Source organism: Serratia sp. K-E0102 (assembly GCF_029962625.1).
In the GTDB taxonomy this organism is placed as follows: Bacteria; Pseudomonadota; Gammaproteobacteria; order Enterobacterales; family Enterobacteriaceae; genus Serratia; species Serratia sarumanii.
Window position 1 is genome coordinate 146,110 of record NZ_CP124754.1, and the last position, 12,397, is coordinate 158,506.

Sequence of the window (12,397 nt, forward strand, 5' to 3'; positions counted from 1 at the left end):
CCTCAGGAAAAACGCAATTCCTCGCCGGCCTGCGCGCTGGCCGCTTCGCTGAGCAGCTGATAAAACGGCTGCCCGCTGCGATCGCATAGCCAAGCGCCGTCGCGGTAGTTGAAGTGGTAACCGCCGGCCTTGGTGGCGAGCCACACCTGGTGCAGCGGCTCTTGGCGGTTGATGACGATTTTGGTGCCGTTTTCGAAGCTCAGCGTCATTACGCCGCCATTGGTTTCGTAATCGATGTCCGCATCGCCGTCAAAATCGTCCAGTGTCTCTTCAATATTCAGCATCAGCTGGTCGGCCAACTGGTGAAACTCGCTGTCGTTCATATTCAATTCCTATTGCTTTTCATGATCCACCTGCGATTATAGAGACCTTGGACGCATGAATTACAGGCATTAATGCAAATGAAAAAACAACTACGCTATGCGCTGATGGCCGTTCTGGTTACCGGCCTCGCCGGCTGTGGTCTGAAAGGCCCGCTTTACTTCCCGCCTGCCGACCCCGCCAGCCAAAAACCGGCCAAGCCGCCGGTGCAAACGGGCGATCAGGTGCAAAAGAACCAGCAGGAGCAGTCTGGCTCTCAGCAAAAACCGTCGATGGTCGACCAGTAACACCCTGTTTACGGTGGCGAGCGCCGCCGTAAAATCAAGACGGATAGCGCGTCCAGATAGCGGAGTATGATATGCAGTTCTCCAAAATGCACGGTCTGGGCAACGACTTTATGGTGGTCGATGCCGTTACACAGAATGTCTATTTTTCACCTGAGCTGATCCGCCGGCTGGCCGATCGGCACCTGGGCGTCGGCTTTGACCAGATGCTGGTGGTAGAACCGCCTTACGATCCCGAGCTGGATTTTCACTACCGAATTTTCAACGCCGACGGCAGCGAAGTGGCGCAGTGCGGCAACGGCGCGCGCTGCTTCGCGCGCTTTGTGCGGCTGAAAGGGCTGACCAACAAACGCGACATCCGCGTCAGCACCCAAACCGGGCGCATGGTGCTCAGCGTCACCGACGACGATCTGGTGTGCGTCAACATGGGCGAGCCTAATTTCGATCCGCAGGCGGTGCCGTTCCGCGCCGCCAAGGCTGAAAAGACCTACATCATGCGCGCGGCGGAACACACCGTGCTGTGCGGCGTGGTGTCGATGGGCAACCCGCATTGTGTTTTGCAGGTTGACGATGTAAAAACCGCCAAGGTGGAGCTGCTCGGGCCGGTGCTGGAAGGGCATGAGCGCTTCCCGGAACGGGCCAACATCGGCTTTATGCAGGTGGTCAGCCGCGATCATATCAAGCTGCGCGTTTACGAGCGCGGCGCCGGCGAAACGCAGGCCTGCGGCAGCGGCGCCTGTGCGGCGGTGGCGGTGGGGATCCAACAGGAATTGCTGTCAGAAGAGGTGCATGTAGAACTGCCGGGCGGCAGCCTGCATATTCGCTGGAAAGGGCCGGGCAACCCGCTGTTTATGACCGGCCCGGCAACCCATGTCTATGACGGATTTATTCATCTATGAAAAGCGTAGAAGAACAGAGCGTCGCCGGCCTGGCGCTGGATGACGACACCGTGATGCAGTACCTGCTGCAGAACCCGGATTTCTTTATTCGCAACGCGCGCCAGGTTGAGCAGATGCGCGTGCCGCACCCGGTGCGCGGCACTGTTTCGCTGGTGGAATGGCATCTGGCCCGCCAGCGCAATCACATCGAACGGCTGGAAGAAGAGATCACGCTGCTGATGGAGCAGGCCAGCGCCAACGAAGGGCTGTTCGCCCGGTTGTTGCACCTGCAGGCCGATCTGGCCACCGCCGACAGCCTGCAGGACATGCTCAACCGGCTGCAGCGCTGGGCACGCGGCTTTGGTTTGGCCGGCGCCACGGTGCGCCTGTTCGCCGAGCGCTGGAAGATCGGCGCGCCTTCCGATTTCACCCATCTGGCGCTGACGCGTTCGGCGTTCGAGCCGTTTCGCATTCAGCGGCTGGGCAGCGAACAACATTACCTCGGCGGCCTGAACGGCCCCGAACTGCTGCTGCTGTTGCCGCAGGCCAAACAGATTGGCCAGATTGGCTCGGTGGCGCTGTCGATGCTGGGCGACGATGGCGAACTGGGCATGGTGATCTTCAGCAGCCGCGATACGCAACACTATCAGCAGGGCATGGGCACGGTGATGCTCAATCAACTGGCGCGCATGCTGCCGGCGCTGCTGGAACGCTGGGTCGAACGCGCATGACGCCGATTGCGCCCAGCCTGCAGCAGCCGGTGGACGCTTTTCTGCGTTATCTCAAGGTAGAACGGCAACTCAGCCCGCTGACGCAGCTTAGCTATTCGCGCCAGTTGGCGGCGCTGATGCGCCTGGCGCAGGAGATCGGCGTCACCGACTGGACGGCGCTGGACGCCGCCCGGGTGCGCATGCTGGCGGCGCGCAGCAAACGCGCCGGCCTGCAGTCCGCCAGCCTGGCGCTGCGGCTTTCTTCATTGCGCAGTTTCCTCGACTGGCTGGTCAGCCAGGGCGTATTGCACGCCAACCCCGCCAAAGGCATTCGCACGCCGCGCAGCGGCCGCCATCTGCCGAAAAACATCGACGTCGATGAAATGAACCAGCTGCTGGAGATCGATCTCAACGATCCGCTGGCGGTGCGCGATCGCGCCATGCTGGAGGTGATGTACGGCGCCGGTCTGCGCCTCTCCGAACTGGTGGGGCTGGATTGCCGCCATGTCGATATGGCGGCCGGCGAGGTGTGGGTGATGGGGAAAGGCAGTAAAGAGCGCAAATTGCCGATCGGGCGCACCGCCGTCACCTGGCTGGAACACTGGCTGGCGATGCGCGATCTGTTCGGGCCGGAAGATGACGCGATGTTCCTGTCCAATCAGGGGCGGCGCATCTCGACGCGCAACGTGCAAAAGCGCTTCGCCGAATGGGGCGTGAAACAGGGCGTCAACAGCCATATTCACCCGCACAAGCTGCGTCACTCCTTCGCCACTCACATGCTGGAGTCCAGCGGCGATCTGCGCGCGGTGCAGGAACTGCTCGGCCACGCCAACCTGACCACCACGCAAATTTATACCCACCTCGACTTTCAACATCTGGCGAACGTGTACGATGCCGCGCATCCGCGCGCCAAACGGGGGAAATCCTGATGCATTTTTATCGCCCGCTGCGCCCGCTGGCGGCGCTGACTTTCGATCTGGACGACACGCTGTATGACAATCGCCCGGTGATCCGGCAAACCGAACAACAGTCGGTGGCCTTCCTGCAGAGCTACCATCCCGGTCTGAACAGCTTCCAGTCGGCGGATTTCCACCGCCTGCGCCAAGAGCTGCGCGAGCAGGATCCGGAGATCTACCACGACGTCACCCAGTGGCGCTGGCGCGCCATTCATCTGGCGCTGAGCCGGCAGGGGCTGCGCGATGCCGACGCGGCGATCGGGGCCGATGCGGCGATGCAAAACTTCGCGCTGTGGCGCAGCCGCATCGAGGTACCGGAAGTGACCCACGCCACGCTGAAGGCGCTGGCCGCGCGCTATCCGCTGGTGGCGATCACCAACGGCAACGCCGATCCGGCGCAGTGTGGCCTGGACGGCTACTTCCAGTTCGTGTTGCGCTCCGGGCCGGACGGGCGGGCCAAGCCGTACCAGGACATGTACCACCTGGCCGTTGAGCGGCTGGGCGTGGCGCCCGAGCAGATCCTGCACGTGGGCGACGATCTGACCACCGACGTCGCCGGTGCGCTGCGCGCGGGGCTGCAGGCCTGTTGGATCAACGATCGGCAACGGGATCTGATGCAGGCCGCCGACAGCCGCCTGCTGCCGCATATTGAGATTTCGCAGTTGGCATCGCTGACAGCATTGTTATAATCCCTGCCAGAACTCTGTATAAATTTCCAGTGAAAAACCCGTCAGCGGCGGGTTTTCCCTTAACCATTAGTGGTGCCTATGGACGTCTCCGATCTGCTCGACAGCCTGAATGAAAAACAACGTGAAGCCGTGGCGGCGCCGCGCAGCAACCTGTTGGTTCTGGCCGGAGCGGGCAGCGGCAAGACGCGGGTGCTGGTGCATCGCATCGCCTGGCTGCTGTCGGTGGAGAACTGCTCGCCGTATTCGATCATGGCGGTGACCTTCACCAACAAGGCGGCGGCGGAAATGCGCCACCGTATCGAACATCTGATCGGCACCAGCCAGGGCGGCATGTGGATCGGCACCTTCCACGGCCTGGCGCACCGTCTGTTGCGCGCCCACCACCTGGAAGCCAACCTGCCGCAGGATTTCCAGATCCTCGACAGCGACGACCAGCTGCGGCTGCTCAAGCGCATCATCAAGGCGCTGAACGTTGACGAGAAGCAGTGGCCGCCGCGTCAGGCGATGTGGTACATCAACGGCAAGAAAGACGAGGGTCTGCGCCCGCAGCACGTCGAGACCTACAACAACCCGGTAGAGGCCACCTGGCTGCGCATCTACCAGGCCTATCAGGAAGCCTGCGATCGCGCGGGGCTGGTGGATTTCGCCGAGCTGCTGCTGCGCGCGCACGAGCTGTGGCTGAACAAGCCGCATATCCTCAACCACTACCGCGAACGTTTCACCAACGTGCTGGTGGACGAATTTCAGGATACCAACAGTATCCAGTACGCCTGGATCCGCCTGCTGGCGGGCGGCAACAGCAACGTGATGATCGTCGGCGACGATGACCAGTCGATCTACGGCTGGCGCGGCGCGCAGGTGGAAAACATCCAGCGCTTCCTGAAAGATTTCCCCGGCGCGGAAACCATCCGCCTGGAGCAGAACTACCGTTCCACCAGCAACATCCTGAAAGCGGCCAACACCCTGATCGCCAACAACGACGGGCGCATGGGCAAAAACCTGTGGACCGAAGGCGGCGAAGGCGAACCGATCTCCATCTACTGCGCCTTCAACGAACTCGACGAAGCGCGCTTCGTGGTCAACCGCATCAAGACCTGGCAGGACAACGGCGGGGCGCTGAACGACTGCGCCATCCTGTACCGCAGCAACGCCCAGTCGCGCGTGCTGGAAGAGGCGCTGCTGCAGACGGCGATGCCGTACCGCATCTACGGCGGCCAGCGCTTCTTCGAACGCCAGGAAATCAAGGATGCGCTGGCCTACCTGCGCCTCATTTCCAACCGCAACGACGACGCAGCCTTCGAGCGCGTGGTCAACACCCCGACGCGCGGCATCGGCGATCGCACCCTCGACGTGGTGCGCCAGGCGGCGCGCGATCGCCAGCTGACGCTGTGGCAGGCGACGCGTGAGCTGATGCAGGACAAGGTGTTGGCCGGCCGCGCCGCGTCGGCGCTGCAGCGCTTTATCGAACTGGTGGAGTCGCTGGCGCACGAAACCGCCGACATGCCGCTGCACGTGCAGACCGACCGGGTGATCCGCGATTCCGGGCTGTTCATCATGTATGAGCAGGAGAAAGGCGAAAAGGGGCAGGCGCGCATCGAAAACCTTGAGGAATTGGTGACGGCGACGCGCCAGTTCAGCTATCAGGACGAAGATCAGGATCTGATGCCGCTGCAGGCGTTCCTGTCGCATGCGGCGCTGGAAGCGGGCGAAGGCCAGGCCGACGCCTATCAGGACGCGGTGCAGCTGATGACCCTGCACTCGGCCAAGGGGCTGGAGTTCCCGCTGGTGTTTATCGTCGGGATGGAAGAGGGCATGTTCCCGAGCCAGATGTCGCTGGATGAAGGCGGCCGTCTGGAGGAGGAGCGCCGCCTGGCCTATGTGGGCGTAACGCGCGCCATGCAGAAGCTGACGCTGACCTATGCCGAAACGCGCCGTCTGTATGGCAAAGAGGTTTACCACCGGCCGTCGCGCTTTATCGGCGAACTGCCGGAAGAGTGCGTGGAAGAAGTGCGCCTGCGCGCCAGCGTATCGCGCCCGGTCAATCACCGCCGCATGGGCACGCCGATCAGCGAGAACGATACCGGCTACAAGCTGGGCCAGCGCGTGCGCCATCCCAAGTTTGGCGAAGGCACCATCGTCAATCTGGAGGGCAGCGGCGAGCACAGCCGGCTGCAGATCGCCTTCCCGGGCGAGGGCATCAAGTGGCTGGTGGCGGCCTACGCTCGCCTGGAAACGGTATAAAAGAGAGGGGCGCGTTGCAGGGGGCAGCCCCTGCAATCGTTCAGGATCAGTGAGGGTAGCGATCGCCGACCTGCGCGGTGGCATACCAGCGCATCACCGCTTCGGTGCCTTCACCGCCTTCCTGCGGTGCCCACGGCATGCAGTCCTCTTCGGTCAACGCCTGATACGGGCCCTGCTTTACTTCGAACACCACGCCGCCGGCATCGACCGACAACACCGCATGCCAGGTAAATGCCGGCATCTCCAGCACTTTGGTTTCTTCGCCGAGCAGGGTGCGCTGCGTCACGACGCCGTCATCGTTGAACTGCAGCACGACAAAACGGCCGCGCAGCGGCGTCAGCAGTTCCCAGGTTTGCGGGTGACGGTGCGGGCGGATATAGGTGCCGGGTTCCATGGCGATCGCCAGGCGTTGCACCGGGTCGCTCAACTCTTCGTGTAAGGTGCGGTGCGCGCGCAGGCGGGGCACGCTGGCGGCCTGTTCGCTCATCGCGGTCAGTTCATGGGCGGTAATCTGTTTCATCGTTTAAATCCGCATGCTTGTCGTACCATTAGGGTGATGTCATCTTAGCAACATTCTTGGTGGCGGTAAGCGATCGCCGCGACTTTTTCAGTACGGTTTAGGCGCCATTTTTGCCATTGAACATCGTGATGATTTGTTGCGCAATTATCCCGCCTAACGTGTTGACAGGCTTTTTCTTCTCGGCGTAACATGCGCGCACTATTATCATTGAGGACAGACGCCTTGGACACACCCAGTAGATACTGGCTCACTGACCTGCGCCGCAGGTATAACTTCTAAGGCTCTCCGTTTTTGCTGATAGCCTTCGTGGTTGTCGGCGACCCCGCAAAGCGTCGCTATGAGTCAGATCTCTTCATGGTCTGAAACAAATCGGTGATACGCATCCCCTCTGTTTCTGTGCTTCAACGCGTTGTCCGCACCCGTTACCTTCACGGAGTTTTGGCACATGCTGAGCGCTTTTAAATTAGATAACCGCCGCTTGTCCCGTCTGGAGCTGGACGACTCGGATGATCTCACGTCATCGCTGTGGGTTGATCTGGTCGAGCCGGAAGAGGGCGAGCGTGAGCGCGTGCAGAATGAGCTGGGACAAAGCCTGGCGACGCGTCCCGAACTGGACGACATCGAAGCCTCCGCCCGTTTCTTCGAAGATGAAGACGGTCTGCATATCCACTCCTTCTTCTACTTTGAAGATGCGGAAGATCACGCCGGCAACTCCACGGTGGCGTTCACCATCCGCGACGGCCGCCTGTATACCCTGCGCGAGCGTGAACTGCCGGCGTTTCGCCTGTACCGCATGCGCGCCCGCAACCAGACCATGCTCGAAGGCAACGCCTACGAACTGCTGCTGGATCTGTTCGAAACCAAGATTGAACAGCTGGCGGACGAGATAGAGAACATCTACAGCGATCTGGAACAGCTCAGCCGGGTGATCATGGAAGGGCATCAGGGCGATGAATACGACGCCGCGCTGTCGACGCTGGCGGAGCTGGAAGATATCGGCTGGAAGGTGCGTTTGTGTCTGATGGATACCCAGCGCGCGCTCAACTTCCTGGTGCGCAAGGCGCGTTTGCCGACCGGCCAGTTGGAGCAGGCGCGTGAAGTGCTGCGCGACATCGAATCCCTGCTGCCGCACAACGAATCGCTGTTCCAGAAGGTGAACTTCCTGATGCAGGCGGCGATGGGCTTCATCAACATCGAGCAGAACCGCATCATCAAGATCTTCTCGGTGGTGTCGGTGGTGTTCCTGCCGCCGACGCTGGTGGCCTCCAGCTACGGCATGAACTTCGAATTCATGCCGGAGCTGAAATGGTCGTTCGGCTACCCGGGCGCCATCACCTTGATGATCCTGGCCGGTCTGGCCCCTTACCTGTACTTCAAGCGCAAGAACTGGCTGTAACCCGGCGGCGCCGGGCTCAGCGCAGCTTGCGCTGGGTGTAGAGCGCGTCGAGGGTGAACAGGATCAGCGCCGCCCAGATAAAGCCGAAGGTCACCAGTTTGTCCTGGCCGACGGTTTCGCCGTAGAAGGTGATCGCCAGCAGGAACATCAGCGTCGGGCCGAGATACTGGAAGAAACCGAGCGTCGACAGGCGAAGCCGGGTGGCCGCCGCGGTGAAGCACAGCAGCGGCACGGTGGTGACGATGCCGGCGGCGACCAGCAGCAGGTTCAGCGACCACGGGTTGGCGCTCAGGTGGCTGGTGGGGCTGTCGGCGAACAGGAACAGATAGGCCGCCGCCACCGGCAGCAGCCACAGCGTTTCGATCAGCATGCCGGTCTGGGCGTCGATGGCGATTTTCTTGCGCAGCAGGCCGTAGAAGGCGAAGCTGAACGCCAGCCCCAGACCGATGATCGGCAACGAACCGAACTGCCAGAGCTGCACCAGCACCCCGGTGAACGCCAGCGCCACCGCCACCCACTGCATGCGGCGAAAGCGCTCGCCGAGAAACAGCATCCCCAACAGCACGTTAACCAGCGGGTTGATGAAGTAGCCCAGGCTGGCTTCCAGCATATGGTGGTTGTTCACCGCCCAGATGAACAGCAGCCAGTTGCCGCCGATCAACAGCGCGGTGACCGCCAGCAGCAGCAGCCGTTTGCGATTTTGGCAGGCGGCGCGCACTTTCGGCCAGTTGCGGCCCAGCGTGATCAGCGCCAGCATGAAGAAAAACGACCAGATGATCCGGTGGGTAAGGATCTCGTCCGCGGATACTTGCTGAATCAGTTTGAAATAGGCCGGGGCGATGCCCCACATAAAATAGGCGGCCAGGGCGAAGAAAATGCCCTGACGCGTTTGCTTTGCGTCCATGACGTCACTCGGTGGGGAACGTAAGATGCGGTGAGTGTACTGAAGACGCCCACCGCACACAATCATCAGCCGACCAGATAGGTGGCGGTCGCGGTCGCGATATGCAGGCCGTCGTGGTTATGCAGTTCTACGCGGGCGACGGCGACCTTATTGCCGCTGCGCAGCACGCTGGCGGAGGCGACGAAGTGTTCGCCGCGGCCGGGGCGCAGGTAGTCGACGCGCAGATCGATGGTGCCCATACGCGACAGTTTGGCGGCGATCTCTTCTTCGATCAGCGGCTCCATGCGCGTCAGCACCCCGCCGGCGCAGGCCAGCCCGGCGGCGACGTCGAGCACCGCGGCGATCACGCCGCCGTGCAGAATTTCCTGTGCGGCGTTGCCCACCAGCTTGCGCTGGTTGGTGAAGCTCAGCTCGACGTAATCATCGTCGAAGCGGCGCAGCTCCAGGCCAAGCTCGCGGTTGAACGGCATGTGGTAGACAAAGATTTCGCCGATCTTGCGGCGGGCGGCTTCCAGGGTCAGTGGTGTGGTCGACATAGCGGGTTTCCGTTTTTCTTTTGCGTTTTAAGGGAGCTAACTGGTCAGTCCAGGTTAATGGAATGTTGATTTTATGCTTAACCTTTGTTGCTTTCCAGACTATTCCAATAAAACCGACCTGCGCTGCGGTAAAGCCCCCTTTGTGTGTAAAATGGCCTGATTTTTTCCGGGCTTGCCCTTTTTCGTTGGAGTGAGGAGAGGTTATGCGCATTTTGTCAGGGATCGTTTCCGCCACGCTGCTGATGCCGGCGCTGGCATTGGCTGAGGAAGCCAAAGAGCAGCAGATTCACGATAAGCCGGCGGTGCGGGGCAGCATTATCGCCAACCTGCTGCAGGAGCACGATAATCCGTTCACGCTGTATCCTTACGATCCCAATTACCTGCTGTACACCGACACCAGCGATATCAACAAAGAGGCCATCAAGACGTACAACTGGGCCGACAAGGCGCGCAAGGACGAGGTGAAATACCAACTTAGCCTGGCGTTTCCGCTGTGGCGAGGCATTGCCGGCGACAACTCGGTGCTCGGCGCGTCTTATACTCAGCGCTCCTGGTGGCAATTGTCCAACCGCGGCGAGTCTTCGCCATTCCGCGAAACCAACTACGAGCCGCAGCTGTTCGTGGGGTGGGCGACCGATTACCGCTTTGCCGGTTGGACGCTGCGCGATGTTGAAATCGGCGTTAACCATCAATCCAACGGCCGCTCGGACCCGACGTCGCGCAGCTGGAATCGCGGCTATGCGCGGCTGATGGCGCAAAACGGCAACTGGCAGGTGGATCTCAAGCCCTGGTTCCGCTTCTCGGAGAGCTCGAGCAACGACGACAACCCGGACATCACCAAATACATGGGATACTACCGGTTGAAGGTCGGTTACGCCTGGGGCGACAGCGTGTTCAGCGTCGACAGCCACTACAACTGGAACAGCGGCTACGGCGGCGCGGAACTGGGCTGGAGCTATCCGATCACCCGCAACGTGCGTTTCTATACCCAGGTGTTCAGCGGCTACGGCGAATCGCTGATCGACTATAACTTCCGGCAGACACGGGTGGGCGTTGGTGTCATGCTGAACGATATTATGTAATCATACCCGGTGGGTGTGTACCGATGAAAAAATGGGGAAGTGTGTGTCAACCGCAGCAGTGATTAACAGAGAGTTGCTGGCCGAGCAGGTATTGCGCGATACCTTCGGCTACCAGCAATTCCGTCCGGGCCAACAAACGATTATCAACGCCGCGATCGGCGGGCAGGATTGCCTGGTGGTGATGCCGACCGGCGGCGGCAAGTCGCTGTGTTACCAAATCCCGGCGCTGGTGATGGACGGCCTGACCCTGGTGGTTTCCCCGCTGATCTCGCTGATGAAGGACCAGGTCGACCAACTGTTGGCCTACGGCGTTTCCGCCGCCTGCTACAACTCGACGCAAACCCGCGAGGAGCAGCTGGACGTCATGGCCGGCTGCCGCAACGGCACCATTAAGATGCTGTACATCGCGCCGGAACGGCTGATGATGGAAAGCTTCCTCAACCTGCTCGACCACTGCCCGCCGGCGATGCTGGCGGTGGATGAGGCGCACTGTATTTCGCAGTGGGGCCATGACTTCCGGCCGGAATATCGCGCGCTGGGTCAGCTGAAACAGCGCTTCCCGTCGATGCCGGTGATCGCGCTGACCGCCACCGCCGACGAGTCCACCCGCGGCGATATCGTGCGCCTGCTGTCGTTGCAGGATCCGCTGGTACAGGTCAGCAGCTTCGACCGGCCGAACATCCGCTACACGCTGGTGGAAAAATTCAAGCCGCTCGATCAGCTGTGGCGCTTCGTGCAGGATCAGCGCGGCAAGAGCGGCATTATCTATTGCAACAGCCGCGCCAAGGTGGAAGACACCGCCGCGCGCCTGCAAAGCCGCGGGCTGAGCGTCGGCGCCTACCACGCCGGGCTGGACAACGATCGCCGCGCGCAGGTGCAGGAAGCGTTCCAGCGCGACGATCTGCAGGTGGTGGTGGCCACCGTCGCCTTCGGCATGGGCATCAACAAACCCAACGTGCGCTTCGTGGTGCATTTCGACATCCCGCGCAATATCGAATCCTATTATCAGGAGACCGGCCGCGCCGGGCGCGACGGTCTGCCGGCCGAAGCCATCCTGCTGTACGATCCGGCCGACATGGCCTGGCTGCGCCGCTGTCTGGAGGAAAAACCCGCCGGACAGCAGCTGGATATCGAACGCCACAAGCTGAACGCCATGGGCGCGTTCGCCGAGGCGCAAACCTGCCGTCGCTTGGTGCTGCTCAACTACTTCGGCGAAGGCAAGCACGAGAACTGCGGCAACTGCGACATCTGCCTCGATCCGCCGAAGCGCTATGACGGGCTGGAGGATGCGCGCAAGGCGCTGTCCTGCGTGTACCGCGTCGGCCAGCGTTTCGGCCTGGGGTACATCGTGGAAGTGCTGCGCGGCTCCAACAACCAGCGCATTCGCGAATACGGCCACGATAAGCTGCCGGTGTACGGCATCGGCCGCGATCAGACCACCGAACACTGGACCAGCGTGCTGCGCCAGCTGATCCATCTGGGCTTTATCACCCAGAACATCGCCATGCACTCGGCGCTGCAATTGACCGAGGCAGCGCGTCCGGTGTTGCGCGGCGAAGTGGCGCTGCAGCTGGCGGTGCCGCGCATCCAGAGCCTGAAGTCGCGCGGCAGCGCCAACCAAAAATCCTACGGCGGCAATTACGATCGCAAGCTGTTCGCCAAGCTGCGCAAACTGCGCAAATCGATCGCCGATGAAGAAAACATTCCGCCCTACGTGGTGTTCAACGACGCCACGCTGCTGGAAATGGCCGAGCAGATGCCGATCAAGGCCGGCGATCTGCTGAGCGTCAACGGCGTCGGCCAGCGCAAACTGGAGCGTTTCGGCGCGCCCTTTATGGCGATGATCCGCGACCATCTCGACAATGATGAAGACTGAGGGC

13 protein-coding genes are annotated in these 12,397 nt (G+C 61.5%); 9 read left to right on the forward strand and 4 right to left on the reverse strand.

What is annotated here, in order from left to right; genetic code table 11:
* Positions 1-2: 2 nt before the first annotated feature.
* Entirely contained in the window at positions 3-323 is a 321-nt protein-coding gene (cyaY, locus tag SSARUM2_RS00635) for an iron donor protein CyaY (protein WP_033649637.1), read from the reverse strand.
* Between the two features lie 78 nt (positions 324-401).
* Here cyaY and SSARUM2_RS00640 point away from each other — a divergent pair, with 78 nt between their 5' ends.
* The 6 genes from SSARUM2_RS00640 to uvrD all read left to right on the forward strand — a co-directional run bounded on the left by SSARUM2_RS00640 (position 402) and on the right by uvrD (position 6,079).
* Positions 402-608: a lipoprotein gene (locus SSARUM2_RS00640; protein ID WP_004934241.1), complete on the forward strand. Its 207-nt coding sequence runs from the start codon at positions 402-404 to the stop codon at positions 606-608.
* Positions 609-679: 71 nt separating this feature from the next.
* Complete coding sequence (gene dapF, locus SSARUM2_RS00645) at positions 680-1,504, forward strand: diaminopimelate epimerase (RefSeq protein ID WP_004934244.1); 825 nt, start codon at positions 680-682, stop codon at positions 1,502-1,504.
* A complete protein-coding gene (locus SSARUM2_RS00650; RefSeq protein WP_033636652.1) occupies positions 1,501-2,214 on the forward strand; it encodes a DUF484 domain-containing protein in 714 nt (237 codons plus the stop codon). The genes dapF and SSARUM2_RS00650 overlap by 4 nt, the downstream gene beginning before the upstream one ends.
* Positions 2,211-3,122 (forward strand): tyrosine recombinase XerC, encoded by a 912-nt coding sequence (xerC, locus tag SSARUM2_RS00655; protein WP_033654013.1) that lies wholly within the window; start codon positions 2,211-2,213, stop codon positions 3,120-3,122. Before SSARUM2_RS00650 ends, xerC begins: the two co-directional genes overlap by 4 nt.
* Positions 3,122-3,838 carry a 5-amino-6-(5-phospho-D-ribitylamino)uracil phosphatase YigB gene (gene yigB, locus SSARUM2_RS00660; RefSeq protein ID WP_049234398.1) on the forward strand — a complete coding sequence of 239 codons (717 nt, stop codon included), beginning with the start codon at positions 3,122-3,124 and terminating at the stop codon, positions 3,836-3,838. The genes xerC and yigB overlap by 1 nt, the downstream gene beginning before the upstream one ends.
* Before the next feature lie 78 nt (positions 3,839-3,916).
* Positions 3,917-6,079: a DNA helicase II gene (uvrD, locus tag SSARUM2_RS00665; RefSeq protein WP_033649640.1), complete on the forward strand. Its 2,163-nt coding sequence runs from the start codon at positions 3,917-3,919 to the stop codon at positions 6,077-6,079.
* Positions 6,080-6,125: 46 nt separating this feature from the next.
* Here the strand turns inward: uvrD and SSARUM2_RS00670 are convergent, their stop codons facing one another.
* Positions 6,126-6,599 carry a WbuC family cupin fold metalloprotein gene (locus SSARUM2_RS00670; RefSeq protein ID WP_033636654.1) on the reverse strand — a complete coding sequence of 158 codons (474 nt, stop codon included), beginning with the start codon at positions 6,597-6,599 and terminating at the stop codon, positions 6,126-6,128.
* A 445-nt stretch (positions 6,600-7,044) separates the two neighbouring features.
* Here SSARUM2_RS00670 and corA point away from each other — a divergent pair, with 445 nt between their 5' ends.
* The gene (gene corA, locus SSARUM2_RS00675; RefSeq protein WP_004934262.1) at positions 7,045-7,995 is read left to right on the forward strand and encodes a magnesium/cobalt transporter CorA; all 951 of its coding nucleotides are present in this window, start codon (positions 7,045-7,047) and stop codon (positions 7,993-7,995) included.
* Between the two features lie 16 nt (positions 7,996-8,011).
* Here corA and rarD read toward each other — a convergent pair whose 3' ends face one another.
* Together rarD and SSARUM2_RS00685 are read right to left on the reverse strand one after the other, a co-directional pair.
* Entirely contained in the window at positions 8,012-8,899 is an 888-nt protein-coding gene (gene rarD, locus SSARUM2_RS00680) for an EamA family transporter RarD (protein ID WP_033636655.1), read from the reverse strand.
* A gap of 65 nt (positions 8,900-8,964) precedes the next feature.
* Positions 8,965-9,435, reverse strand: coding sequence for a thioesterase family protein (locus tag SSARUM2_RS00685; RefSeq protein WP_033636656.1), 471 nt, complete (start codon positions 9,433-9,435; stop codon positions 8,965-8,967).
* A gap of 203 nt (positions 9,436-9,638) precedes the next feature.
* Between SSARUM2_RS00685 and pldA the strand changes: the two genes are divergently transcribed.
* Together pldA and recQ are read left to right on the forward strand one after the other, a co-directional pair.
* On the forward strand, positions 9,639-10,517 hold the full coding sequence (gene pldA / locus SSARUM2_RS00690) for a phospholipase A (RefSeq protein WP_004934270.1): 879 nt from the start codon (positions 9,639-9,641) through the stop codon (positions 10,515-10,517).
* A 43-nt stretch (positions 10,518-10,560) separates the two neighbouring features.
* Complete coding sequence (gene recQ / locus SSARUM2_RS00695) at positions 10,561-12,393, forward strand: ATP-dependent DNA helicase RecQ (protein WP_033636658.1); 1,833 nt, start codon at positions 10,561-10,563, stop codon at positions 12,391-12,393.
* The last annotated feature ends 4 nt before the right edge of the window (positions 12,394-12,397 follow it).